Consider the following 24,591-nt stretch of genomic DNA (forward strand, 5'->3'; position numbering starts at 1 on the left):
CTGCCGCGTCGCCCGGGCGATCAGCTCCGGGCGGCGCCTGGCGCTTCCGGCTCGTCGATCCGCCGGAAGAGCAGCTTGTCGATCTTGCGCTCGTCCATGTCGATGATCTCGATCTCGTAGCGGCCGATGCGCAGCTTCTCCCCTTCCTTGGGGAAGCGGCCCATGTGGTTCAGCACCAGACCTGCGGCCGTGTGGAACGAGCCCACCTCGAAGGTCTCGCCGAGCCGGTCGCCCAGCTCGACCGCATCGACCCGGCCGTCCACCAGGAAGGAGCCGTCGTCACGCAGAAGTATGGCCGCGGACGGCGCATCGTGGCTCTCCGGCAGGTCGCCGGCGATCATCTCCAGCAGATCGGTCGGGGTGATCACCCCTTCGAGCCCGCCGAACTCGTCGATCACGAAAGCCATGTGCAGCTGGGACGACTTGAACTGCTCCAGCGCCATCAGCAGCGACGTGGTCTCCGGGATGTAGAGAGGGTCCTTGGCCATGGCCGTGAGGTCCAGCGGCAGGCCCGCCAGCAGCGCGTCGGCCACGTCGCGCTTGTGCACGACGCCGAGCGGGCTGTCGAAGTCCTCGCCCTTCGCCAGCACGAACCGCGAATAGGGACAGGCCATGACCTCGTTGCGGACCACGTCCTCGGGATCGTCCAGCGAGACCCAGAAGACGTCCTTGCGGGGCGTCATGGCCACCCGCACGGGCCGATCGCCCAGGCGCATCACCTCGTGCATCATCGCCCGCTCCTGCGGCTCGATCACGCCAGCGCCGGTGCCTTCGGCCAGCACAGTCTCCACTTCCTCCTGCGTGACCGTGCTGCCGTCGCTGTCGCGGATCCGCAGCGCGCGCAGCACCCCGGCCGTCGAGAGGGTGAGCAGGGTCACGAAGGGCCCCATCAGGCGGGCCATGACCGAAAGCGGAAGCGCCACCGTCGAGGCGATCGCCTCGGGGTGGATCAACGCCAAGCGCTTGGGAACAAGCTCGCCTAGGATCAGCGAAAAATAGGTGAGCAACACCACGACCACCGCCGTGGAGATGTTGTCGGAGTACGCAGCGATAGCGGGGAACTGGGTCTTGAGCAGGACGTCCAGCTCGCCCGCGATCGTCGCCTGACCGTAGGCGCCGGCCAGGATGCCGATCAGGGTGATGCCGACCTGCACCGCCGACAAAAAGCGTGTGGGATCTTCCGAAAGCCGGAGGGCGGCGGCCGCACCCTTGTCGCCACGCTCGGCTTGGGTTTGCAGCTTGGCTTTCCGCGAGGACACCACGGCCAGCTCGGACATGGCGAACAGGCCGTTCAGAACCACCAGCAGGAGGACGACGGCCGAGGCGAGGAGGATCATGTTTCCGGGAACGATCACGGGCCACAGGTAGAGCCCGCCTCAGATTAAGGCTCCGCCGCCGTCATGGCGACCCCCAATGAGAACGGGCAACGAGACCAGATCTCGAGGCCCTTCCCCTGCGGACAGGTCCGGCCTAACCTCACCTCAATTCAAACGTCCGTTCGACAGCGTCGCCGGGCGATAAAGGTCGAATCGGGAGGAAGCGCGGATGGCGATCCAGGGTTCTGACGCAGGCGGCGCAAGGACGGGCGATCTCCCGGCAGCGCGCTACACCGACGGTTACAAGCGGATGGTGCTGGGGCTGCTGCTGGCGGCCTACACCTTCAACTTCATCGATCGGACGATCATCGCCACGATCGGCCAGGCGATCAAAGTTGACCTGAAGATCGACGACACGCAGCTTGGCCTCCTTGGCGGCCTCTACTTCGCCCTGCTCTATACACTGCTAGGCATCCCCATTGCGCGGCTGGCGGAGCGCTATTCGCGCGTGAACATCATCGCGGCCTCGATCGTCATCTGGTCGGGCTTCACGGCCCTTTGCGGAACGGCGACGTCCTTTGTGCAACTCGCACTCTACCGTTTCGGCGTTGGTGTCGGTGAGGCCGGTTGCTCGCCGCCCGCCCACTCGCTGATCAGCGACTACTTCGAGCCTAAGAAGCGGGCCTCGGCCCTTGCGGTCTATTCGTTTGGCATTCCGCTCGGCACCATGTTCGGCGCTGTCGTCGGGGGCTGGCTGGCCCAGAACTTCTCCTGGCGCGTGGCCTTCATGATCGTCGGCTTGCCCGGCATCCTGATTGCTATTCTGATCAAGCTCCTGATGAAGGAGCCGCCGCGCGGCCATTCCGACGCTCCTCGCACTGCTGCGCCCGCGGCGGAGGCGCCAAGCGCGCCCGCCAGCAAGGGCCTGGCCGGCGAGTTCTCCGAGATCTGGGCGGTCACCAAGATCCTGTTTGGCAAACCCGCCGTCCTTCACGTGGTTCTAGGCGTGACGCTGGCGTCCTTCGCCTCCTATGGCTCCGGGCACTTCACGCCGCCGCACTTCATCCGCAACTTCGGCATCGGCCTCGCCCAGGTGGGCCTTGTCGTCGGGCTGATCAGCGGCGTTGCTGCGGGGCTCGGCACCCTCGGAGGCGGGTTCCTGTCCGACCGGCTGGCGCGCCGCTCGGTGCGCTGGTACGCGCTCACCCCCGCCATCGGCCTGGGACTGTCGGCGCCGCTTTACCTGATCGCCTTCAATCAGCAGAGCTGGCAGGCCACCGCCCTATGGCTGCTCGTGCCGGGCGTGCTGCACTACAGCTATCTGGCGCCGACCTTTGGCGTGATCCAGAACATGGTCGACGTGCGTCGCCGGGCGACGGCGACCGCGATCCTGTTCTTCTTCCTCAACTTGATCGGCCTGGGCGGGGGCCCGCCCTTCACCGGCTGGGTGATCGACCACATGGCGGCTTTCCACTGGTCCCACCCAGGCCAAGGCGCCTTCGCCGCGCTTGGGGGCCTGTTCAGCGCCGACCTCGCCAGCTTCAAGGCCGCGTGCCCGGGCGGCCTGGCTCCCGCTGGCGCAAGCGCGGAGGCGGCCGCCCTCTGCAAGACGGCAGTGGGCAGCGCGACTCGCCATGGCATCCTGGTCACCGTCTGCATCTATCTGTGGGCCGCTCTGCACTACGCCCTGGCCAGCTTCGGCATTGTCCGCGAGCTGACGAGCGCCCGGGCCGCCCGCGGCGAAACCCTGTAGCGCAAAATTGTGGGGCGGCTGTCGGGGCCGCCCCACCTCTTTCGTCCTCTGAGCACGCTGCATCAGAGGAGCTCCTCCATGTGTCCCGCGTGCATGTCCGCCGCCGCCGCAGTTGCGTTCGGCGCAGCTTCGGCCGGAGGCTTGGCCGGCCTGGTTCTCCCCGGCTTTGTGCGTCGTTCGCGGCGCAAGCGGGAGGATCGCCTTTGAACGCCGTCCTTCCTCAGCCCAAGAGCGTCTCCCGAGACGAATGGCTGACCGCCCGTCTCGATCTCCTGGCGCGAGAGCGTGAACTCACTCGCATGCGGGACGCCGTCGCCGCCCAGCGCCGGGCTCTTCCGTGGGTGCGAGTCGAGACGCCGTATGTCTTCCAGACGATCGACGGACCCAAGCGGCTGGGAGCCCTGTTCGCGGGCAAGAGCCAGCTGGCCATCTATCACTTCATGCTCGCGCCGGGAGACGCAGCGCCCTGTCACGGCTGCGCCTTTCTGGCCGATCACGTCGATGGCGCGCGGCAGCACTTCGAAAACGCGGACCTCGCCTTCGTGGCGGTAAGCCGCGCTCCGCTCGATGATATCCTCGAGGTGAGATGGCGAATGGGGTGGCGGTTCCCCTGGGTGTCTTCCGAGGGCGGGAGCTTCAACGCCGATTTCGGGGTCTACTACACGGCAGAACAGGCCGCGGCCGGCGAGGCGCTCTACAACTACGGCACGAGCCCTGGATGGGCCGGCGACGCACACGGCGTCAGCATCTTCGCCCGCGACGAAACCGGACAGGTGTTCCACACCTATTCCACCTACGCCCGCGGGGCGGAGTCGCTGCTCGGAGCGATGAACTGGCTCGATCTTGCCCTAAGGGGCGAAACGAGCACGGGACCATGAGCTGGGTCAGGCTCCACGATGAGTACGGCGCCCCCTCAGGTCACGCCTGCTGCGCCTCCGCCGAGCAGTTTTAGCACGCGAGAACTTGACGGCGGCGGGGTGGCGCGGTCACACCCGCCGCCATGATCCCGCGCTACACCCGCAAAGAAGCCGCCGCCGTCTGGGACGCCCAGACCCGTTTCAAGATCATGTTCGAGATCGAGGCCCACGCCGCCGACGCGATGGCCGAACTCGGCGTGATCCCCAAGGAAGCGGCGCGGGTGATCTGGGAGAAGGGCCGTGACGCGGTGTGGGACCCGGAGCGGATCGACGACATCGAGCGCGTGGTGAAGCACGACGTCATCGCCTTTCTGACCCACGTCACCGAGATCGTGGGCCCCGAGGCCCGTTTCCTCCACCAGGGCATGACCTCCTCGGACGTCAACGACACCACCCTGGCCGTGCAGCTTTCGCGCGCCACCGACCTGCTGATCGAGGATGTCGACCTGGTGCTCGCCGCGCTGAAGAAGCGCGCCTTTGAGCACAAGCTGACGCCGACTGTCGGCCGCAGCCACGGCATCCACGCCGAGCCGACCACCTTTGGTCTCAAGCTCGCCGGCCACTATGCCGAATTCCAGCGCGCCAAGGAGCGGCTGGCGATGGCCAAATTCGAGATCGCCACGTGCGCGATCTCCGGCGCCGTCGGCACCTTCGCCAACGTGGCCCCTCAGGTGGAAGCGTACGTCGCCGAGAAGATGGGTCTGGCGGTCGAGCCGGTGTCGACCCAGGTGATCCCGCGCGACCGTCACGCCGCCTATTTCGCCGCTCTGGCGGTGGTCGCGTCCTCGATCGAGCGTCTCGCGGTGGAGATCCGCCACCTGCAGCGCACCGAGGTCCTGGAAGCCGAGGAGTTCTTCGAACAGGGTCAGAAGGGCTCGTCGGCCATGCCGCACAAGCGCAACCCGATCCTCACCGAGAACCTGACAGGCCTTGCCCGCCTGGTCCGCTCGGCCGTCACGCCGGCGCTCGAAAACGTCGCGCTCTGGCACGAGCGCGACATCAGCCACTCGTCCGTGGAGCGCGGCATCGCGCCCGACACCACGATCCACCTCGACTTCGCCCTGCGCCGCCTGGCGAACGTGGTCGACCGGCTGCTGATCTATCCCGAGAACATGCAGAAGAACCTCGACCGTCTCGGCGGCCTGGTTCACTCCCAGCGGGTGCTGCTGGCGCTGACCCAGAAGGGCCTGTCGCGCGAGGCGAGCTACGCCGCAGTCCAGCGCAACGCGATGCGCGTGTGGCGCGGCGAAGGCAATTTCCTGGACTTCCTCAACGCCGACGAGGAGGTCACCCTCTCGGACGCTGAGCTCGAGGAGCTGTTCGACCTCGGCTACCACTTCAAGAACGTGGACGTGATCTTCGCCCGCGTCTTCGGCGAGCAGACTTAAGAAGCAGGCGCACCCTTCAGCTTGCGCCAGACGGTCACCCGCGAGACGCCAAGAAGGGCCGCGATCTCTTTCTGACTGCGACCAGCGGCCTTGAGCCGCTGGATGTCCTCGGCCGATGCCCGGCCGGCTGCGGGCTCGTCGGAACCGAGCCGATCAACCAAGGCAAGCGCTGCCTTGAGCGCTGCGCCACCATCGTGCTCGGTGCTGATCCCAGCGCCCAGAACCTCGATCACGGCTCGCTTGAGCGACGCACTCTCCAGCACTTCGAGCACGTGCGCCGGCGATGCGCCAAGCTCGCGCAAGGAATTGACGACGAGACGGTCCTGCGGCCGCAGAAAGCGGAGGACTGCTCGCAGCACGGCGCCTTCCGTCTGCTCGCTGAAGTCGTTCTCGAAATTCACGGATGTGCAGCCACGCGCCTGGAGCAGGGCGACTGATCTGCCCCTCGCCGGACCCCTCTCGCGTACATACCCGATGACTGACATTGCAATTCACAGCAACGTGGAAGTCATGACGGTCCGCTGAGTCACAAGCTTCAGCAAGTGACCTAGGGTCGCAGCGAGACGAGCTGCCCGCTATCCTTAGGCGAGCAAGCTTTCGCTGAAGAACTATCGCTGTGTGATCAGTCGCCCTTGCGAACGCCTTCGCGCGCTTGGGCCAGCAACTCGGCCATCTTCATGCGCACTTCGCCTTCGGTGATGGTCACGCCCGAGCCCTTGAGGTCCTCGAAGACCTTACGCAGCACGTCTTCATCGCCGGGCAGCTCGAAGTCCGACTTGACGACAGCCTGGGCGTATTCGTCCACGTGCCCGCCTTGGAGGCCCATCAGGCCTGCAGCCCATTGGCCGAGCGCGCGGTTACGGCGCACCGAAGCCGTGAACTCCTGTTCCTGATCGAGCGCGAACTTTCTCTCGAAACCCCGTTCACGATCGTCAAAGGTGCTCATGTGGTCTCCGGTCGGCGTCAAGAACCGGCGTGACATATATCGCTGGCGCGGCCCCCGCAATCGAAAGCCGGACCGCGCCACGACGTTTGCGCGCGCGCCTGCCATCCGCTAATTTCCGCCCGCCTGAAATTGAGCGAGACGCCGAGTCGGACCCGCGCGCGAGGGATCAGCCGCGCGCGTTTTTTCGTTTTCACGACCGGTAAGCCCTCGCTACGGAGAAGGCGCGACGATGACCCGCCGCAAGAAGATCTACGAGGGCAAGGCCAAGATCCTGTACGAGGGTCCTGAGCCAGGAACGCTCATCCAGTACTTCAAGGACGACACGACTGCATTCGACGCCACCAAAAAGGCGGTGATCGAGGGCAAGGGCGTGATCAACAACCGCATCAGTGAGTACATCATGACGCGGTTGAACTCGATCGGCGTCCAGAACCACTTCATCAAGCGGCTGAACCTGCGCGAGCAGCTGATCCGCGAAGTGGAGATCATCCCGCTGGAGGTGGTCTGCCGCAACGTCGCCGCCGGTTCGCTGTCGACGCGCTTCGGCTTGCCGGAAGGCCAGGCCCTGCCCCGCTCGATCATTGAGTTCTACCTGAAGGACGACAAGCTCCACGACCCCATGGTCGCCGAAGAGCACATCACCGCCTTCAACTGGGCTTCGACCCAGGAGATCGACGACATGATGGCGCTCACCCTGCGGGTGAACGACTTCCTGACCGGCATGTTCGGCGCCGTCGGCATCACCCTGGTGGACTTCAAGATCGAGTTCGGCCGCGTGTGGGAGAACGAGTTCGCCCGCATCATCCTGGCGGACGAGATCAGCCCCGACAGCTGCCGGCTCTGGGACGCTCAAACGAACGAGAAGCTGGACAAGGACCGCTTCCGTCGTGATTTGGGCAATGTGATCGAGAGCTACACCGAGGTGGCCCGCCGCCTCGGGATCATGAAAGAGATGCCGACCGTCATCCAAGGGGGCCTGCACTAGTGCGCGCGAAAGTTCACGTGTTCCTCAAGCCGGGCGTCCTGGACGTCCAGGGCAAGGCAGTCGAGCAGGCGCTGCATGGTCTGGGCTGGAGCGGCGTCGAGCATGTCCGCGTCGGGCGCACCATCGAGTTCGACCTGGCCGCCACCGAGCCTGCCGCCGCCGAGGCGGAGGTGAAGGCGATGTGCGAGAAGCTGCTCGCCAACACGGTGATTGAAAGCTACCGCGTGGAGGTGGCGTGAGGGCCCTGGCCCTCTTCGCCCTTCCCGCGACGCTTGTCGCCTGCGCCCCAGAGCCGCCTCCACCGCCGGTCCAGCTGGACTGCAATCAGTCGTTTGACGCGCTGAGGTCCGCCATCACCGCCCAACCGGGCATCGACCCCAAGCCGTTGGACGGCGCCGAGCCCTACCGCTTCTATTCGGCGGCCCAAGGCAAGGCCTCGTACATGATCACCGAGCCGGGCGCTCCCGCCCACCCGGCGATCTTGATGCAGCAAGTCGGGCCCGAGCGCCGCACGGTGAACACCGGCTGCGCCTACCGCGACAAGACTGCTTACGCCGAGCTGCTGGCCTACCTCACCGGCCTTAGTCGTGCGACCAAGTGAACCGCTGTCCTGACTTGATCGTCACGTCGTCGCCAACCACCTCAAGCCCCTGCTCCCAACGGAAAGCCTCATGAAAGCCGCCGTCGTCGTTTTCCCCGGCTCCAACTGCGATCGCGACTGCAAGGTCGCTGTCGAGCGCTCCACCGGCGCGCACGTGGATATGGTCTGGCACGGCGACACCCAGCTGCCGGACGGCGTGGATCTGATCGTCCTGCCGGGCGGCTTCTCCTATGGCGACTACCTGCGTTGCGGGGCCATGGCTTCGCTGTCGCCCATCATGACCGAGGTGAAGGCCGCCGCTGAGCGGGGCGTCGCCACGGTGGGCATCTGTAATGGCTTCCAGATCCTGTGCGAGGCCGGGCTGCTGCCAGGCGCCCTGCTCCGCAACGAGCGGCTGAAGTACGTCTGCAAGCCGGTGGATCTGGAGGTCGTGAACGCCCAGACGCGCTTCACCGCCGGCTACCAGGGCCGCCGCCAAGTTGCGATGACCGTGGGCAACGGGGAAGGCAACTTCTTCGCCGACGAAGAGACGCTGGACCGGCTGGAAGGCGAAGGTCAGGTGGTCTTCCGCTACCTGGACAATCCGAACGGCTCGACCCGCGGCATCGCCGGCATCGTCAACGGCCAGGGCAACGTGCTGGGCCTCATGCCGCATCCGGATCGGGCATTTGAAGCCGAACTTGGCTCCGCCGACGGCGCCATCCTGTTCCAGAGCGCGCTCGCCAGCGCCTGAGGCTTGCCCGAGGCGCTCCGCCGGCTAAGGTCGTTACATTGTAACGGCTCTGGGGGAGCGTCATGACGGTCCAATCTTTCGCCCTGCGCACGGCCTGCGCCGTCGCGGCTCTGTGGCTCGCCGCCTCGCCGGCGACAAGCCAGACCGATCCCATGGCGCCGGAGATTCCCGCGAACTGGCAGGCTCCGACGGCGGCGAACGACTACGTCAAGCGCACCGTCATGGTGCCGATGCGCGATGGCGTGAAGCTCTACACCGTCGTCGTCATGCCCAAGGGCGCCAAGGATGCGCCCATCTTGCTGACCCGCACGCCCTACAACGCCAAGCGGCGTGCGGAGCGGAATGTCTCCGCCCGCGGTGAATCGATCCTCGGGCAGATGGACGAGGAGTTTTTCCGCGACGGGTACATCCGGGTCTACCAGGACATCCGCGGCAAGTACGGCTCCGAAGGCGACTATGTCGCCACGCGTCCGTTGGTCGGGCCGCTGAACAAGACCACCGTCGATCACTCCACCGACGCCTACGACACGATCGAATGGCTGGTGAAGAACGTGCCCGGAAGCAACGGCCGCGTCGGCATGATTGGCTCGTCCTACGACGGGTTCACGGTCGTGAACGCCCTGATCAATCCCCACCCGGCGCTCAAGGCGGCCGTGCCGCAGAGCCCGATGATCGACGGCTGGATGGGCGACGACTGGTTCCAGCACGGCGCCTTTCGGATGCGGAACTTCGACTACTTCACCTCGCAGATGAGCGTGCGCGGGTCGGGCGACGGCATTCCGCGCGAGGGCTACGATGACTACGAGAACTTCCGCAGGGCTGGCTCCGCAGGAGATTTCGCCCGGGCGGCGGGGCTCGACCAGATCGGCTTCTGGCGCAAGCTGCATGAGCACCCGGCCTATGATGAGTTCTGGCAGGAGCAGGCCCTCGACAAGACTTTGGCCAAACACCCGCTGAAGGTGCCGACCATGTGGGTGGGCTCGCTGTTCGACCAGGAAGACATCTACGGCGCGGTTCATGCCTACGCGGCGACTGAGACCAAGGACGCCGCCAACGACAAGAACTTCCTGGTGCTGGGCGCCTGGCGTCACTCCGGGGTGAACTATGAGCAGCGTGCGCTAGGCGCCTACAAGCTGCCCGGCGACACCGCGACGGATTTCCGCCGCCAGATCCTGAAGCCGTTCCTGGATCAGCGATTGAAAACCAACGGTGCGCCCACCCAAACGCCGCCGGTCTACATCTACCAGACCGGTTCTGATCAGTGGCAGAGGTTGCAGAAGTGGCCGACCGGCTGCGCCAGCGGCTGCGAAGGCATGATGAGGCCGCTGTACCTCCAGGCGGACAAGGGACTTTCCTTCACCGCGCCAAAGGGTGGCCCGGCGTTCGACGAGTACGTTTCCGACCCGGCCAATCCCGTGCCCTACGTCGCCCGGCCCGTCAGCCGCACGGATCCAGACCAGTGGCGCTACTGGCTCACGACCGATCAGCGGCACGTGGATGGCAGGCCCGACGTTCTGACCTATGTATCGCCGCCCCTCACCGAGGCGATGCAGGTTTCCGGCGCGCCCTTCGTGAACCTGTTCGCCTCGACCACCGGCACGGACTCCGATTGGGTGGTGAAGCTGATCGACGTCTACCCGGACGAAGTCCCGTCGGACGTGAGCATGGGCGGGTACGAGCTGCCGGTCGCGATGACGATCTTCCGCGGTCGCTACCGTGAAAGCTTCGCCCAGCCCAAGCCGATCCCGGCCGGCAAGGTGCAGAACTACCGGTTCGAGCTGCCCACCACGAACCATGTGTTCCGCCCAGGGCACCGCATTATGGTGCAGGTGCAGTCCACCTGGTTCCCGCTCTACGACCGAAACCCGCAGACATTCGTGCCGAACATCTTCGACGCGAAAGCGGGCGATTATCGCAAGGCCACCCAGCGCATCTATCACTCCGGCGCGCAGGCGACGGCCATCGAACTGCCGGTGGTCGGCGCGAAGTAGTCTTGCGGCAGCGCCCTGATGCCTGCGTGCGCGGTCCAGGGCGGCTTCGATCCTGCTGCACGTCGTCGTGGAACGCGGAATCCCATCCCAGCATTTGGTGATCAACAAAAGCTGGGAGGACACATGGAAGCTCTGACGTCTCGCGAGTTCGTACTCCGCGCTCTCGCCGCCGCCGAAATCGCAGAGAGCTGCACGCGGCCCGATCTGCGTCAGTCCTTCTTCGATCTCTCGGAGCAGTGGCTGAGCTGCGCGGGCGCGGCGGCTGACACCGCATCGGCCGGCGACATGGGCGCGATGCGTCCGTCAGCTTGAGCTTCTTCGCCGGCTGATCCCATCTACACCACCGGCACGGCGCCGGCATGTGGAAGGACGCCCCTGTGCAGCAACAGATCGCCGTCGTGACCTTGGGTGTAGAGGATCTCGTTCGCTCCAGACGCTTCTACGTCGATGGTTTCGGATGGACGCCTGTCTTCGAGAACGAGGAGATCCTGTTCTACCAGATGAACGGGCTGATCCTCGGCACCTGGCTGAAGGCCGCGCTTGAAGCCGACATGCAGCGCCCCGTGGGCACGGGTTCTGCGGCCATGACCCTGGCCCATAACGTCGCCAGCGCTGAGCTGGTCTCACAGACTTTGGAGCGCCTGGTCCAAGCGGGGGGCGAGCTGCTGCGCGCGCCCGATGCGCCGCCGCACGGCGGGTTCAGAGGCTACGTCGCCGACCCGGACAACCATGCCTGGGAAGTCGCCTGGAACCCGAGTTGGCCGATCGACGAAAACGGCCATGTCACGTTCAGGCTCTGAGCCCCCCACCCGGTGAGGCAGCGGACGGAGCGGGGGTTCCGGGCGCATCAGAGTCCCGCTAGAAGGCGGCCATGAGCGCCGCCCCTTCCAAGACCATGGCCCAGAAGGCCGCCGAGTTCGGCCTGAAGCCCGAGGAATACGAGCTGATCGTCAAACGCCTGGACCGGGAGCCGAACCTGGTCGAACTGGGCGTCTTCTCGGTCATGTGGAGCGAGCACTGCTCGTACAAATCCAGCCGCAAGCACCTGGGCAAGTTCCCCACCAAGGGGCCGCGAGTCATCCAGGGACCGGGCGAGAACGCTGGCGTCATCGACATCGACGACGGCCAAGCCTGCGTCTTCAAGATGGAGAGCCACAACCACCCGTCCTACATCGAGCCTTACCAGGGCGCGGCGACGGGCGTTGGCGGCATCATGCGTGACGTCTTCACCATGGGCGCGCGCCCGGTGGCCCTGCTGAACGCCCTGAGGTTCGGCGATCCGAGCCACCCGAAGACGAAGCGCCTGGTCAGCGGCGTGGTGTCTGGGATTGGCGGCTACGGTAACTGCGTAGGCGTGCCCACGGTCGCAGGCGAAACCAACTTCCACCGCGGCTATGACGGCAACATCCTGGTCAACGCCATGTGCGTGGGCCTGGCCGACGCCGACAAGATCTTCTACTCGGCTGCGCCGGCCCCGGGTTTGCCCGTGGTCTACTTCGGCTCCAAGACGGGTCGCGACGGCATCCATGGGGCGACCATGGCCAGCCAGGAGTTCGACGACGCTTCGGAAGAGAAGCGCCCGACCGTGCAGGTTGGCGACCCCTTCGCCGAGAAGCTGCTGATCGAGGCCACCCTGGAACTGATGGCTTCGGGCGCTGTCGCCGCGATCCAGGACATGGGCGCGGCTGGCCTCACCTCGTCCTCCGTCGAGATGGCCGGCAAGGGCGGCGTGGGCATTGAGCTCGACCTGGACGCCGTGCCCCAACGTGAAGAGGGCATGAGCGCCTACGAAATGATGCTGTCGGAAAGCCAGGAGCGCATGCTGGCGATCCTGAAGCCCGGCCGCGAGGCGGACGGCCAGCGCATCTTCGAGAAGTGGGGCCTGGACGCCGCCACCATCGGCTGGACCACCGAGACCGGCCGCATGGTGCTGAAGCACAAAGGCGAGGTGGTCTGCGACGTGCCGCTCGCGCCGCTGTTCGACGACGCTCCGCTGTATGATCGTCCTTGGGTCGCGCCGCAGCCGCAGCCGCGGCTGTCGCCGGCCGATGTTCCGGCGCCCAGCGACTGGAACGAAGCGTTGCTCAAGCTCATGCGCGCGCCGGACATGGCTTCCAAGCGCTGGATCTGGGAGCAGTACGACCGCCACGTCATGGCCGACACTCTTGAAGACAGCGCTACCGGGGCCGATGGCGGCATCATCCGTGTCCACGGCACCCGAAAGGCCCTGGCAGTCACCTCGGACGTCACTCCCCGCTACGTCCAGAACGATCCTTATGAAGGCGGCAAGCAGGCGGTGGCGGAAGCCTGGCGCAACCTGACGGCCGTCGGCGCCGAGCCTATCGCCATCACCGACAACCTGAACTTCGGCAACCCTGAGCGGCCGGAGATCATGGGGCAGATCGTCCGCGCCATCGACGGCATGGCCGAGGCCTGCCGCGAACTCGACTTCCCCGTCGTGAGCGGCAACGTCAGCCTCTACAATGAGACCAATGGCGCAGCCATTCCGCCAACCCCGACCGTCGGCGGCGTCGGCCTGCTGCGTGACTACGCCAAGCGCGCCCGCTTCTCCGGCGCGAAGGTTGGTCAAAGCCTGGTGCTGCTGGGCGAGACCCGTGGCGAGCTAGGCGCGTCGATGTACCTGCGCGAGATCGTCGGCCGCGAGGACGGCGCCCCGCCGCCCGTGGATCTGGGCGTGGAGCGCCGCAACGGCGAGTTCGTGCGCCGAGAGATCGAGGCGGGCCGCCTGACGGTGGTCCACGACCTGGCCGATGGCGGGCTCGCCGCAGCCGCAATCGAGCTTGCTCTGGCCTCGAAGGTCGGCGTGCAGCTCCGGCTCGCAGACGACGTCCCGGCCCATGCCTTCCTCTTCGGCGAAGATCAGGCGCGCTACCTCATCGCGGTAGATGACGCGCAATCCCTGGTGGCGGCCGCCGAAGCCGCCAGCGTTCCCGCGGCCGTGGTCGGGCAGATCAGCGGCGAGAGCGTCGCAGCGCCTGGCCTGTTCGAGGTGTCGTGCGGGCAGCTGGAGCAGGCTTGGGAAGGCTGGATGCCCGCGTTGATGGGTGACGCGGCCTAAAAGCTTGGCCTTGAGCGCATCCTTCAGTTGCGTCTGCGCGTATAGCGAGGAGACCGCCGCCCGAGAGGATCCGCGCAATGCTTCGGCATGCCCTGCTATTCGCCGCGACCACGCTGCTGCTCACGGCATGCGCCACTGCGCCCCAGACCCGGTCGGGCTACCTGTCGACGTATGACGGTCTGAAGCCGCGCACCGATGTGGTGAGGGCGAAGGTTTCGGAGAAGCGGGAAGACGCCGCGGTTCAGGCGGTCCGACGCGTCGCCTTGGAGCCCTCGGTGATCGCACCGGGCGCAGACCTTGGCTGGATGACGGCTGAAGAGCGCGACCTGCTGCTGAACCAGATGGACGCGCGGATGTGCTTCGCACTCTCGCGGCGCTTCGAGGTGGCCGCCGAGCCCAGCTCCGCGGACGCCAAGGTTCGTGCGGCGGTGACGCTGGTCCGGCCGACTGGACGCGCAGGCTCGGCGCTTTCGGCGGCCGCCGGCTTCTTCATTCCCGGACCGATCGGCGTGCGGACTCCGGTCGGACTGGGCGCGCTTGGCGCAGAGGCCGAGATGGTGGACGCCGCTTCCGGCCGCCAGCTTGCCGCCGTGACCTGGAGCCGGCAAGCCAATCCCGTCGGCACCGACACCCCTTCCCTTTCTCGGATCGGCGACGCCTTGCAGTACACCGGCGCTTTCGCAGGCGCTGCGGCGCGCGCCTTCGCTCCGCCCGGTGCGCCGCGGCGGAAGATCGAAGCGAATGCTGATCCCTGCGCCCGCTTCGGGCCGCGCTTCCGTCCAGAGGGGTTCGCCGCCAAGTTCGCGACCGGCCTGTACATGCCGGAGCTGAGCGGCGCCCGCGACGAGGACGAAGAGGGTCTCGAACCCGAGGCCGCGCCCCCGGCGGCCTCGTCCGCTCCCGCGCCGAACTAGGCTTGCGCCGGGCGCCTCGCCCGGCAACATGCCGCCCAACGGTTGTTTGACGGAGGCGCGCCATGGACGCCCATACCCAATGGACGGGCCTTGATCCCGAACGTCTCGAGCGGATCGGCGCGCATCTGGAGCGCAGCTACGTCGGGCCTGGCAAGATCGCCGGCTGTCAGGTGACCGTCGCGCGGCATGGCCATCTGGCCTACTCCCGCAGCTTCGGACTGATGGATCGGGAGCGTGGCCGGCCCGTCGCCGACGACACGATCTGGCGCATCTACTCGATGACGAAGCCGATCACGTCCGTCGCGTTGATGACGCTGTTCGAGCAGGGCTTCTTCCAGCTGAACGACCCGGTCAGCCGCTTCGTACCCTCCTGGCGCAATCAGCGCGTCTGGGTATCCGGCGAGGGCGAGGAGATGGTCACGGAGCGGCCGGCGCGCCCGGTCACCTTCCGCGATCTCCTGAGCCACCAGGCCGGCCTGACCTATGGCGGCGGCCTCCCAGGCGTCGGCGTTCAGCATCCCGTGGACAACGCCTATCTGGCGCTGGGCATCAAGACCCGCGGCGGAACGGACAGCGCGGCCGAGTTCCTCGACAAGCTTGGACGCATTCCCCTGCGCTACCAGCCGGGTACGTCGTGGATGTACTCCATCGCAACCGACGTTTGCGGCGCCCTCGTCGAGGTGATCTCAGGCAAACCGCTGGCGCAGTACCTTCAGGAGGTCATCTTCGACCCACTCGGCATGGTGGATACCGGCTTCCATGTGCCTGCCGACAAGGCCTCCCGCCTGGCCGCCAACTACCAGCGACTGCCGGACAAGACCTTGAAGCTGATCGATGATCCGCAGAACAGTCCGTTTCTGACGGAGCCGGCATTCAAGTCCGGCGGCGGCGGCCTTGTTGGGACAAGCGCTGACTACCTGCGCTTCTGCGAAATGCTCCGGCGTGGCGGCGAGTTGGACGGGCGGCGGATCATCGGCCCGCGGACGCTCGAGCTGATGCGGCTCAACTTCCTTCCCGGCGGCAGGGACCTGGCGAGCACAGCCGTCGGAGGCTTCTCTGAGACCGCCTATGAAGGGGTCGGCTTCGGTCTGGGCTTCGCCATGACCGTCGATCAAACCGCCACAGCGACCCTGAGCCAAAGCGACTACTATTGGGGCGGCGCGGCCTCGACCATCTTCTGGGTGGATCCGCGGGAGGAGCTGGTGGTCATCTTCATGACCCAGCTGATGCCCTCCTGGGTGTTCAATGTCCGCGGCCAGCTGAAGAGCATCGTCTACGCTTCGATCGTCGATTGAGGGGCGTCCGTGGACCTTCTGGTCAACATCGACGTGCCCGATCTGGAAGCAGCTGAAGGCTTCTATGTCGCCGCCTTCGGCCTTCGACCGAGCCGCCGTTTCGGCCGCGTGGTCGAACTCTCTGGTCTGCCGGTGAAGATCTATCTGCTCGAAGCGGAGCCGCACACCGTGGGAGCAGGCTACGACCGGCGCCGGTATGAGCGGCACTGGTCGCCGATCCACCTGGACGTTGTGGTCGAAGACCTCGAGAGCGCTCTGGCGCGGGCGTTGACGGCCGGTGCGGAGGCTGAAACCGAGATCAGGGACTCCGTTTGGGGTCGGATCGTCACCTTGGCAGATCCCTTTGGACACGGGTTCTGCCTCGTAGAGTTCAAGGGCCGAGGCTACGACGAGATCGCTCGCCCGGCCTGACCCCTTGCAGCCTCTGGGGCCGTGCGCCTATGGCTGCGGGCGTCTTAGGAGTTGCCCCATGCCGATGCCCCTCGAAGTCCTCGAAGCCGAACTTCGCGAAGCTTTCCCTGACGCCGAGATCCGCGTCGACGACCTGGCGGGCGACGGCGATCACTACCGCGCGCGGATCGTGTCCACCGCCTTTGCAGGCCTGCCGCGCGTCAAGCAGCACCAGCTCGTCTACGCCGCCCTGAAAGGCAAGATGGGCGGCGAACTGCATGCCCTTGCGCTGGAGACCGCGACGCCTTCTTAGGGCTCAGACCTTTACGTCGAACAGCATGGGCGGCGGGGTCTGGCCCTCTGCGACGCCCTGCGCCCGCACTTCGTCGTCCAGCACGCTGCGGAACTGTCGGGCCACTTCGCCAGCGATAGCCTTCCGCAGCTTCTCCTCCTCTTCGGGAGTGAGCTCACCCTTCTCCAGCTTCTCCCTGAGCTGCTCGGCGATCGCCTGGCGCAGCTTCGCCTGGGTGTCGCCGAGCCGTGACTCGCGCAGACGGTCGATGAAGCCCTCCTTCGCGGGCGGAGCAGTCTGTGTCGGCGCCTCCGCCTTCTGAGACGGCTTCCCGCTTCCGGCGCCGTGCGCGAAGTAGCTCGCAGCGCCCACGCTCCCAACGGCCATGACCAGCTCCCGGCTAGCGGCCTTCTGAGGCCGCCCGTTCAGCTTGCAAGACGCACGCCAAGCTAGAACGCCGTTCTCGGCAACGGTTATGTTCGACAGCGCGGTCACCGGCCGCCTTGACCCCGGCGAGCTCTCTACCTAGCTGTGGCCCAACAGTTTTCCGCCGGAAGGGCGCCCCAGATGACCGACACCGCGACCGCCAATCCCGTCCACGACTTCATCGCCAAGACGGTGCAAGAACACCCGGTCGTTCTGTTCATGAAGGGTGAACCTGAGCAGCCGCGCTGCGGCTTCTCCGGCGTGGTGGTTCAGATCCTCGACCATCTCGGCGCCGACTTCGTGGGTGTGGACGTGCTGCAAAGCGAGCCGCTGCGCGAAGGCATCAAGACCTACACCGACTGGCCGACCATCCCGCAGCTGTACGTGAAGGGCGAATTCGTCGGCGGCGCCGACATCGTTCGCGAGATGTTCCAAACGGGCGAGCTCAAGACCTTCCTGGAGCAGCAAGGCGTCCTGCAAGCGTGAGCCGGCTGCTCGAACCGCCCGAGGGCCGACAGGTCTTCCAGCAGGCGTTCGAGCCCGAAGCCTCGCACATCGACGAGAACGGCCACGTCAACAACGTGGTCTATCTCGATTGGGCGCAACAGATCGCCACCGCGCACTGGCGGGCCTTGGCGCCCGCCGACCAGCAAGCCGCCTGGGCTTGGATCGTGCTGCGCCACGAGGTCGACTACCGCCGACCGCTGGTCCTCGGTGAGACGGCGCACGCGCGAACCTGGGTGGCCGACCAGACGGACGGCCCGCGTTTCGACCGCTATGTCCGCATCGACGGTCCTGATGGCGCTATGTGCGCGCAGGCGGTCACCACCTGGTGCCTGATCGACATCGCCACCCGCCGGCCCAAGCGGGTGCCGGAAGAGATGCTGCGGACCTTCGCTTAAGGCCCGGCCCAGGCTGTCACCGGATTCATCAGGAACACCGGCCGACCCCGCTCGAGACCGAGCTCGTCCCAGTTGAACATGAGATCCGCCTTGGCTGCGGCGAACGCGCGGCAGGGATCTAGGCGCTTGCGGCCGAACGACAGGGTCGGCCCCGTCGCCCGTCGGTCCAGGTAGAAGGCGAAGTCGTCCTTCCTGGTGCAGCCGTTGGAAGACACGGTGATGGTCAGCCCATCGCGGCTGGCGGCGACAGCGTAGAGCGGCTCCAGCTCAGCCAGAGGCGCGCCCGGAGGCGGCAGAATAGTCGGCGGCGTCGTCGCGCACCCCGACAGGGCGGCCGCCGCGGCGATCAGGAAGATCCTGCGGTTCATCGCTTTCACTCCGCCACAGCCGTGATCAAAGCAAAAGGCCCCGGATCGCTCCGGGGCCTTCGCAAAGGTCTGAATTCGGCGTCGATTAGGACGCGTAGAATTCGACAACCAGGTTCGGCTCCATCTTTACCGGGTACGGCACTTCGGCCAGTTCCGGCGCGCGGACGAAGGTGGCGCTCATGCCCTTCGCGTCCACGGTGATGTAGTCCGGGGTGTCACGTTCGGCCGAGCTCAGCGCTTCCAGCACCAGCGCCATGTTGCGCGAACGCTCGCGCACGGTCACCACGTCGCCCGCCTTCACGCGGTAGGACGGGATGTTCACGCGCTTGCCATTCACCAGCACATGGCCGTGGTTGACGAACTGGCGGGCGGCGAACGGGGTCGGCACGAACTTGGCGCGATAGACGATGGCGTCCAGGCGGGATTCGAGCAGGGCGATCAGGTTCTCGGAGGTGTTGCCCTTACGGCGCGCAGCCTCTTCGTAGATCTTGCTGAACTGCTTCTCAGTCAGGTTGCCGTAGTAGCCCTTCAGCTTCTGCTTGGCGCGGAGCTGCAGGCCGAAGTCGGAAACCTTGGACTTGCGGCGTTGGCCATGCTGGCCGGGGCCGTAGGCGCGCGAGTTGATCGGGGACTTCGGGCGGCCCCAGATGTTCTCGCCCATACGGCGGTCGAGCTTGTACTTGGCGCTATGGCGCTTGGACATGGTGTCTCACTTACACGACGCGAGCCGGCGCTTCCGAGAGTGGCAGCGCAATCGCAACGGCGGCCTTCGCATCACCCGTCATAGGTCTCTGCACCGCACGAGCATGCCCGTCGGCGAGAAGGCGCGGTGTATGCCGACGCGGAGCCCTGGAGTCAAGCCACCGGCTGGGAGCCGTGGAACTGGCGCCAAGCCCACCTGCCGTTGTGGAGTTCCAATACCCCGGTGAGGCGGTACGGCTCCTTCACGTCTCCGGTCTCGCCCCTGAAGACGCGCGTGCCTTCAGCGAACAGCCAGGCCGTCGTCCCACGCACCGAAACCTGCACCTCACGCCAAGAGAAGGCGAAGCTCTCCGGTCGCGCGAAGATGTTTTGCAGGTAGGTCTCAATGGCCGAGCGGCCGCGGGCCACCTCCCCAGCCTCTGTGCCGATCAGCATCGCGTCGTCGGCGTCCACGAACTCGTCCAGCAGCGCCATGTCGCGGCTGCCGAGCAGCTGGTTCAGCCGGATCAGCGCCCGCCGCACCCCGCGCTCGGCGTCCTTCTGCGGCGGGGCGTTGGCCGACGGGCCAAGGCCGAGGATCAGCAGCAGGGCCGCGCCGGCGGCAAGCATACGGGTGGTGGCGCCCATCGAAACTCTCCCTGTCGCCGCGAAACCAGCGGCTTCTTATCTCTTCAACGCTCAAGCCCGGACAAGAGTCTAACCCTCGTCCTCGCCCGTCTTGCGACCGGCGATCTTCTCCAGAACCTTGCCCCGACCGCGCGACAGGGCGGTGATGACCCCGCGCAGAGTGCGGACTTCCTGGTCGGTGAACCGCGCCCGCGACAGCATGGCCCGAAGGTTCTGCACCATGTTGGGCGTCTTCTCCGGCGGATGGAAGAAGCCGCTTTCCTCCAGTTCGCGCTCCAAATGCCCGAACAGCCCCAACATCGCGGCGCCGTCGGCAGGAGGCGCCCCCTCGCGGAAGTTGGGCGGCGGCGCGTCAGTCACGGTCATCCGCCACTCATAGGCGTTCAGCGCGACCGCCTGCGCCAGGTTCAGCGACCGGAACTTCGGATCGATCGGAATGGTCACGACCGCCGAACATAGCGCCACGTCCGCTGTCTCAAGCCCTGCACGCTCGCCGCCGAACAACAAGCCTGTCCGGAGCCCCTCGCCTGCAGCGCTCGACAGCTCCCCCGCTGCCTGACGTGGGGTCAAGATCGGCAACTGAAGCTCACGTGGCCGCGCTGTAGTGGCATAGACAAGCTGAAGGTCCGCAATGGCGTCCTCCACCCGCTCGAACACCGTGGCCCCTTCCAGCGGCCAGTTGGCGCCGGAGGCCGAGGCCCAAGCCCGATCCTGGGGCCAGCCGTCGCGTGGGTTGACCAGCCGCAGTTCCGAAAGTCCGAAGTTGGCCATCACCCGGGCCACGGCGCCGATGTTCTCGGCCAGCTGAGGGGTGGACAGGATGACGACGGGAGGACGCGCTTCGGGCATGCCGGGATCTGAGCTCATGGGGCGTTTTGGTTCGCGAGTGGGCGCGGACGCAAGCCTTCCGCGCCGCAATTTGCTGATCGGCGGCTTGGCCCTCGCCGCCGCGGCCTGCCAGAACAACGCGCCGCTGACGGCGTCGGACAGCCGCCCCATGAAGCTCGATGCTCTGGAAGCGGAGGTCGGCCGGATTGCGGATCGCTGCCGGCCTGGCGTGCTCGGCGTCGGGCTCATGAACCTGGAGAACCTGGAGACGTGGCTGCTCAACGGGGAGCGGCCGTTCCCCATGCAGAGCGTCGCGAAGCTGCCCTTGGGAGCCGCTGTCCTCGCCGAGATGGAAGCGGGACACCTGCGTCTCGACGAAGTGGTGCAAGTTCAGGAGACGGACCTGTCCCCTCCCTTCTCTCCCGTGGCGGATGCTTGGCCGCAGCGGACGCAGTGGACCGTGCGCGAGCTGTTGGCGGAGGCGGTGGGCCAAAGCGACAACACCGCCGCCGACCTGCTGATGCGTCGCGTGGGCGGGCCGGGCGCCATCACGGCCTGGCTGGTGAGCGAGCGCATCGAGGAGGTGCGACTGGATCGCTATGCGCGCGAGCTCCAGCCGCAAAGCGTAGGCCTGATGCCGTTCCGCTCCGCCTGGCGTGGCGAGGCGGCCTATCTCCAGGCCATCACGGCGGTTCCACCTGCCCAGCAGCAGGCGGCCACCGCTCGCTACATGGCCGATCCACAGGACACAGCGACGCCCCGCGGTATGCTCAACTTCCTGCAGAAGTTGGATAGCGGCCAGCTGGTCTCCCCTGCGTCGGCCCAACTGCTTCTCACATTGCTCAAGCAGAACACGGCCGGCGCTACGCGCCTGCGCGCCGGCCTCCCGCCCAACGCCAGCCTGTTTCACAAGAGTGGAACGTCACGAACCATCCAGGGCGTGAACCCGGCGACCAACGACGTGGGCGTCTTCACCCTACCGAACAACCGCAGCTACGCGATCGCGGTGTTTCTCTCTGGCACGTCTCTGGACGGCGTCGCGCTTGATCAGATCATCGCCGAGATCGCGCGGGCTGCGGTCCGAGCCGCAGGCTGACACTCGGCTGAACCCCGACCAGCCCGATTGATTACATCCGAGCGCCAGGCCTGGCGCTCGCCTGCTCCAGCCACTGAAGGAACTGCGCCTCGTCCAACCTGTCCTGTTCGTGGAGGTGCAGGTAACGGGTGTTCGGGGCTTTCGACTCCACAGGCGGCAGCGGTGTGAGCTCAGCGCCGTTCAGAAACGCGACCTTCACGTAGCGGCTGGTGCAGTTGAAGGCGAGGAACCAGCCGCCGGCCGCCCCGCCATAGAGCGGCGTGTTCCACTTCACCGCCTTGCGCAGGTCCGGGACCGCGCCTGTGACCAGCGCATCCAATTGCTGCCCAACAGCGCGTTTCCAGCCAGGCATAGCCGCGATGTAGGCCTGGACAGGCTCCTCGCCGTCGCCCTTCGGGATTTGCGGGTTGCCGCCGGTTAGAAGTCGCGGCGCGGCCTTGTTCGCTTCCGACGTCTCGCCCATGGGTCCTCCGACGCGTTGTGCAACCGAACCACAGCAGGCGCTTGAGCCGCCGGCGAGGTCAAGCCGAGAGCATCGATCAGGCCGCCCGCGCCGCCCGGCCCCTGCGCGGCCTTTGCGTCCGCGCCCGCGTCCGCTATCACGCGCCGCAACGACAATTCCCCTTGGAGCGCCGCGCCACATGGCCAAGATCAAAGTCGCCAACCCGGTCGTCGACATCGACGGCGACGAGATGACCCGGATCATCTGGAAGCTCATCAAGGACAAGCTGATCTTCCCGTACCTGGATCTCGAGCTCGACTACTACGACCTGGGCATGGAGAACCGCGACGCCACCGACGACAAGGTGACGGTCGAGGCGGCCGAGGCGATCAAGCGGCACGGCGTCGGCGTCAAGTGCGCCACCATCACCCCGGACGAAGCGCGGGTGAAGGAGTTCGACCTCAAGAAGATGTGGAAGTCGCCGAACGGCACCATCCGCAACATCCTGGGCGGCGTGGTCTTCCGCGAACCGATCATCTGCAAGAACGTGCCGCGCCTGATCCCGGGCTGGACCCAGCCGATCATCGTCGGCCGTCACGCCTTCGGCGACCAATATAAAGCCACCGACTTTAAGGTGCCGGGCCCCGGTCGCCTGACGATCAAGTTCGAGGGCGAGGACGGCCAAGTCATCGAGCACGAGGTGTTCCAGTTCCCCGGCGGCGGCGTCGCCATGGGCATGTACAACCTCGACGAGTCGATCCGCGAGTTCGCCCGCGCGTCGTTGAACTACGGCCTGCAACGCGGTTACCCGGTCTACCTGTCGACCAAGAACACCATCCTCAAGGCCTATGACGGGCGCTTCAAGGACATCTTCCAGGAAGTCTACGAGGCTGAGTTCGCCGACAAGTTCAAGGAAGCGAACATCGTCTACGAACACCGCCTGATCGACGACATGGTCGCCTCGGCCCTGAAGTGGTCCGGCGGCTTCGTCTGGGCGTGCAAGAACTACGACGGCGACGTGCAGTCGGATCAGGTCGCCCAAGGCTTCGGCTCGCTCGGTCTCATGACTTCGGTGCTGGTCACGCCGGACGGCAAGACCATGGAAGCCGAAGCCGCCCACGGCACGGTGACCCGCCACTTCCGCCAGCACCAGCGCGGCGAAGCGACCTCGACCAACTCGATCGCCTCCATCTTCGCCTGGACCCGCGGCTTGCAGCACCGCGCCAAGCTCGACGGCAACGCCGAGCTCGACCGGTTCGCCAAGACACTGGAGAAGGTCTGCGTGGACACCGTCGAAAGCGGCGCCATGACCAAGGACCTGGCCCTGCTGGTGGGCGATACCCAAGGCTGGCTGACCACCGAAGGCTTCATCGACCGCGTGGCCGAGAACCTCGAGAAGGCGTTGGCTGAAGCCGCCTAAGGTCTCCTCGTGATCTAATCACGGAAAGGCCGCCCCTTCGGGCGGCCTTTTTTGTTTGCGCATGCACCAGCCTGATGCTGGGCTACGATGAAGCAGGATCTTCGGAGGCGTTGCGCGTGGTGGGGAATATCGCGGGCTTGGTGGCTGGGTTGCTGGCCACAGCGGCCGTGGCGGCCGAGCCCCTGCCGGTCAACATAGGCGGACGAACGACGCCTCTGCCAGGCGGCGCACACGAGTTCGGCTGGCCGGGGGTCTACTTCGAGAGCCGCTTCAAAGGGCCGGAGGTCAGTGTTGCGGCCGAAACCCAGGGCGAGCACCTGGCGGTGATCATTGACGGACAAGAGCGGGCCATCGTGCGTGAGCCCGGCCCAACGCGACTGACCTTCTCGGATCTCGGACCGGGCGAACACACGATCCGGCTGCAGAAGACGACCGAGGATCGGAACAGCCGCGCGCGGTTCCTGGGCTTCTTCCCCGGAAAGGCGACCAGCCCCCTGCCCGCCGCGCCACTCTCCCGGCAAATCGAATTCATCGGCGACAGCTATACCGTCGGCTATGCGAACACGTCGGGCAGCCGCACCTGCAGCCAGACCGAGATCCACGACACGACCGACACCCGTAAGGCGTTCGGGCCCCTTTTCGCCGAGAAGCTTGACGCTGACTACGGGGTCGAAGCCTGGTCCGGCTTCGGCGTGGTGCGCAATTACAACGGGGTCTCGCCCGAGCTGTCGGCGCTGAAGGTTTATCCAAGAGTGATACCGGCGGATTCTATGGGGCAAGCGCCCAACTCGCCCGATTGGAAGCCGCAGCTCATCGTTATCGGCCTGGGTACGAACGATTTTTCGACACCGCTGCACACGGGCGAGCGCTGGTCCGACCAGAAAGAGCTGCGAGCCGATTACCGGGCGCAGTACGTCGCCTTCGTCCAGGAACTCGCCAAGCGGCAGCCGCAGGCGCGATTCATCCTGATGGCCAATGCCGACTGGCGCGGCGAGGTGGAGGATGTGGCCTCGCAGGTGAGCCGCCGCCTTCCTGGTCGGGTCCGTGTTCTGGGCTTCAGCGGCCTGGAGCTTACAGCCTGCGACTACCACCCAAGCCTGAACGACCATGCCGCACTGGCTGAGCAGCTAGTGATGACGGCCGGCCTGTTCGGGCCGGAGCTCTGGGCTCGCTGAGCTGC

29 protein-coding genes are annotated in these 24,591 nt (G+C 66.3%); 20 read left to right on the forward strand and 9 right to left on the reverse strand.

Features of this window, described 5'->3' with window-relative positions; genetic code table 11:
• Nucleotides 1-20: 20 nt before the first annotated feature.
• A complete protein-coding gene (locus DJ018_RS00450) occupies nt 21-1,337 on the reverse strand; it encodes a hemolysin family protein (RefSeq protein ID WP_205853687.1) in 1,317 nt (438 codons plus the stop codon).
• A gap of 208 nt (nt 1,338-1,545) precedes the next feature.
• Here DJ018_RS00450 and DJ018_RS00455 point away from each other — a divergent pair, with 208 nt between their 5' ends.
• From DJ018_RS00455 to purB, 3 genes are all read left to right on the forward strand, one after another.
• Entirely contained in the window at nt 1,546-3,069 is a 1,524-nt protein-coding gene (locus DJ018_RS00455; RefSeq protein ID WP_111512842.1) for a spinster family MFS transporter, read from the forward strand.
• Nucleotides 3,070-3,272: 203 nt separating this feature from the next.
• Nucleotides 3,273-3,947 carry a DUF899 domain-containing protein gene (locus DJ018_RS00460; protein WP_240609420.1) on the forward strand — a complete coding sequence of 225 codons (675 nt, stop codon included), beginning with the start codon at nt 3,273-3,275 and terminating at the stop codon, nt 3,945-3,947.
• Nucleotides 3,948-4,069: 122 nt separating this feature from the next.
• Nucleotides 4,070-5,374, forward strand: a complete 1,305-nt coding sequence (purB, locus tag DJ018_RS00465; RefSeq protein ID WP_111512843.1) for an adenylosuccinate lyase — start codon at nt 4,070-4,072, stop codon at nt 5,372-5,374.
• Here the strand turns inward: purB and DJ018_RS00470 are convergent.
• Together DJ018_RS00470 and DJ018_RS00475 are read right to left on the reverse strand one after the other, a co-directional pair.
• Nucleotides 5,371-5,775, reverse strand: a complete 405-nt coding sequence (locus DJ018_RS00470) for a helix-turn-helix domain-containing protein (RefSeq protein ID WP_165842758.1) — start codon at nt 5,773-5,775, stop codon at nt 5,371-5,373. The two genes, purB and DJ018_RS00470, sit on opposite strands and share 4 nt — an antisense overlap.
• A 221-nt stretch (nt 5,776-5,996) precedes the next feature.
• Entirely contained in the window at nt 5,997-6,320 is a 324-nt protein-coding gene (locus DJ018_RS00475) for a DUF1476 domain-containing protein (RefSeq protein ID WP_111512845.1), read from the reverse strand.
• 229 nt (nt 6,321-6,549) lie between these two features.
• Between DJ018_RS00475 and purC the strand changes: the two genes are divergently transcribed.
• The 12 genes from purC to DJ018_RS00535 all read left to right on the forward strand — a co-directional run bounded on the left by purC (nt 6,550) and on the right by DJ018_RS00535 (nt 16,621).
• Nucleotides 6,550-7,305 carry a phosphoribosylaminoimidazolesuccinocarboxamide synthase gene (gene purC / locus DJ018_RS00480; RefSeq protein WP_111512846.1) on the forward strand — a complete coding sequence of 252 codons (756 nt, stop codon included), beginning with the start codon at nt 6,550-6,552 and terminating at the stop codon, nt 7,303-7,305.
• A complete protein-coding gene (gene purS / locus DJ018_RS00485) occupies nt 7,305-7,544 on the forward strand; it encodes a phosphoribosylformylglycinamidine synthase subunit PurS (RefSeq protein ID WP_111512847.1) in 240 nt (79 codons plus the stop codon). The genes purC and purS overlap by 1 nt, the downstream gene beginning before the upstream one ends.
• The gene (locus DJ018_RS00490; RefSeq protein WP_111512848.1) at nt 7,541-7,906 is read left to right on the forward strand and encodes a hypothetical protein; all 366 of its coding nucleotides are present in this window, start codon (nt 7,541-7,543) and stop codon (nt 7,904-7,906) included. The genes purS and DJ018_RS00490 overlap by 4 nt, the downstream gene beginning before the upstream one ends.
• Nucleotides 7,907-7,976: 70 nt before the next feature.
• The gene (gene purQ, locus DJ018_RS00495; RefSeq protein WP_111512849.1) at nt 7,977-8,639 is read left to right on the forward strand and encodes a phosphoribosylformylglycinamidine synthase subunit PurQ; all 663 of its coding nucleotides are present in this window, start codon (nt 7,977-7,979) and stop codon (nt 8,637-8,639) included.
• Nucleotides 8,640-8,701: 62 nt separating this feature from the next.
• Complete coding sequence (locus tag DJ018_RS00500) at nt 8,702-10,630, forward strand: CocE/NonD family hydrolase (protein ID WP_111512850.1); 1,929 nt, start codon at nt 8,702-8,704, stop codon at nt 10,628-10,630.
• Between the two features lie 123 nt (nt 10,631-10,753).
• Nucleotides 10,754-10,942 carry a hypothetical protein gene (locus tag DJ018_RS00505; protein ID WP_111512851.1) on the forward strand — a complete coding sequence of 63 codons (189 nt, stop codon included), beginning with the start codon at nt 10,754-10,756 and terminating at the stop codon, nt 10,940-10,942.
• A 65-nt stretch (nt 10,943-11,007) separates the two neighbouring features.
• Nucleotides 11,008-11,430 carry a VOC family protein gene (locus tag DJ018_RS00510; protein ID WP_111512852.1) on the forward strand — a complete coding sequence of 141 codons (423 nt, stop codon included), beginning with the start codon at nt 11,008-11,010 and terminating at the stop codon, nt 11,428-11,430.
• A 71-nt stretch (nt 11,431-11,501) separates the two neighbouring features.
• Nucleotides 11,502-13,709 (forward strand): phosphoribosylformylglycinamidine synthase subunit PurL, encoded by a 2,208-nt coding sequence (gene purL, locus DJ018_RS00515; protein ID WP_111512853.1) that lies wholly within the window; start codon nt 11,502-11,504, stop codon nt 13,707-13,709.
• 77 nt (nt 13,710-13,786) lie between these two features.
• Nucleotides 13,787-14,623 carry a DUF3313 domain-containing protein gene (locus tag DJ018_RS00520; RefSeq protein ID WP_111512854.1) on the forward strand — a complete coding sequence of 279 codons (837 nt, stop codon included), beginning with the start codon at nt 13,787-13,789 and terminating at the stop codon, nt 14,621-14,623.
• A gap of 62 nt (nt 14,624-14,685) precedes the next feature.
• Nucleotides 14,686-15,918, forward strand: coding sequence for a serine hydrolase domain-containing protein (locus tag DJ018_RS00525; protein ID WP_111512855.1), 1,233 nt, complete (start codon nt 14,686-14,688; stop codon nt 15,916-15,918).
• A gap of 9 nt (nt 15,919-15,927) precedes the next feature.
• The gene (locus DJ018_RS00530) at nt 15,928-16,329 is read left to right on the forward strand and encodes a VOC family protein (RefSeq protein WP_111512856.1); all 402 of its coding nucleotides are present in this window, start codon (nt 15,928-15,930) and stop codon (nt 16,327-16,329) included.
• A gap of 58 nt (nt 16,330-16,387) precedes the next feature.
• Nucleotides 16,388-16,621 (forward strand): BolA family protein, encoded by a 234-nt coding sequence (locus tag DJ018_RS00535; RefSeq protein ID WP_111512857.1) that lies wholly within the window; start codon nt 16,388-16,390, stop codon nt 16,619-16,621.
• A 3-nt stretch (nt 16,622-16,624) separates the two neighbouring features.
• Here DJ018_RS00535 and DJ018_RS00540 read toward each other — a convergent pair whose 3' ends face one another.
• Nucleotides 16,625-16,987: a hypothetical protein gene (locus DJ018_RS00540; protein WP_111512858.1), complete on the reverse strand. Its 363-nt coding sequence runs from the start codon at nt 16,985-16,987 to the stop codon at nt 16,625-16,627.
• A 180-nt stretch (nt 16,988-17,167) separates the two neighbouring features.
• On the opposite strand from DJ018_RS00540, the gene grxD reads away from it, so the two are divergent.
• Nucleotides 17,168-17,512: a Grx4 family monothiol glutaredoxin gene (gene grxD / locus DJ018_RS00545; RefSeq protein WP_111512859.1), complete on the forward strand. Its 345-nt coding sequence runs from the start codon at nt 17,168-17,170 to the stop codon at nt 17,510-17,512.
• Entirely contained in the window at nt 17,509-17,928 is a 420-nt protein-coding gene (locus DJ018_RS00550; protein WP_111512860.1) for an acyl-CoA thioesterase, read from the forward strand. Before grxD ends, DJ018_RS00550 begins: the two co-directional genes overlap by 4 nt.
• On the opposite strand, the gene DJ018_RS00555 is transcribed toward DJ018_RS00550, so the two are convergent.
• From DJ018_RS00555 to DJ018_RS00570, 4 genes are all read right to left on the reverse strand, one after another.
• Nucleotides 17,925-18,296, reverse strand: coding sequence for a hypothetical protein (locus DJ018_RS00555; RefSeq protein ID WP_111512861.1), 372 nt, complete (start codon nt 18,294-18,296; stop codon nt 17,925-17,927). The two genes, DJ018_RS00550 and DJ018_RS00555, sit on opposite strands and share 4 nt — an antisense overlap.
• Nucleotides 18,297-18,381: 85 nt before the next feature.
• Nucleotides 18,382-18,999: a 30S ribosomal protein S4 gene (gene rpsD / locus DJ018_RS00560; RefSeq protein ID WP_111512862.1), complete on the reverse strand. Its 618-nt coding sequence runs from the start codon at nt 18,997-18,999 to the stop codon at nt 18,382-18,384.
• Nucleotides 19,000-19,151: 152 nt separating this feature from the next.
• Nucleotides 19,152-19,625 (reverse strand): nuclear transport factor 2 family protein, encoded by a 474-nt coding sequence (locus DJ018_RS00565; RefSeq protein WP_111512863.1) that lies wholly within the window; start codon nt 19,623-19,625, stop codon nt 19,152-19,154.
• 69 nt (nt 19,626-19,694) lie between these two features.
• Nucleotides 19,695-20,492: an RNA methyltransferase gene (locus DJ018_RS00570; protein ID WP_111512864.1), complete on the reverse strand. Its 798-nt coding sequence runs from the start codon at nt 20,490-20,492 to the stop codon at nt 19,695-19,697.
• Here DJ018_RS00570 and bla point away from each other — a divergent pair.
• A complete protein-coding gene (gene bla, locus DJ018_RS00575; RefSeq protein WP_111512865.1) occupies nt 20,491-21,549 on the forward strand; it encodes a class A beta-lactamase in 1,059 nt (352 codons plus the stop codon). The two genes, DJ018_RS00570 and bla, sit on opposite strands and share 2 nt — an antisense overlap.
• 31 nt (nt 21,550-21,580) lie before the next feature.
• Here the strand turns inward: bla and DJ018_RS00580 are convergent, their stop codons facing one another.
• A complete protein-coding gene (locus tag DJ018_RS00580) occupies nt 21,581-22,012 on the reverse strand; it encodes a DUF1801 domain-containing protein (RefSeq protein ID WP_111512866.1) in 432 nt (143 codons plus the stop codon).
• Between the two features lie 178 nt (nt 22,013-22,190).
• On the opposite strand from DJ018_RS00580, the gene DJ018_RS00585 reads away from it, so the two are divergent.
• On the forward strand, nt 22,191-23,411 hold the full coding sequence (locus DJ018_RS00585) for an NADP-dependent isocitrate dehydrogenase (RefSeq protein ID WP_111512867.1): 1,221 nt from the start codon (nt 22,191-22,193) through the stop codon (nt 23,409-23,411).
• Nucleotides 23,412-23,527: 116 nt separating this feature from the next.
• Nucleotides 23,528-24,586, forward strand: coding sequence for an SGNH/GDSL hydrolase family protein (locus DJ018_RS00590; protein WP_240609421.1), 1,059 nt, complete (start codon nt 23,528-23,530; stop codon nt 24,584-24,586).
• Nucleotides 24,587-24,591: the final 5 nt, after the last annotated feature.

Origin of the sequence: Phenylobacterium deserti (assembly GCF_003254705.1) — a bacterium.
GTDB classification, from domain to species: domain Bacteria; phylum Pseudomonadota; class Alphaproteobacteria; order Caulobacterales; family Caulobacteraceae; genus Phenylobacterium; species Phenylobacterium deserti.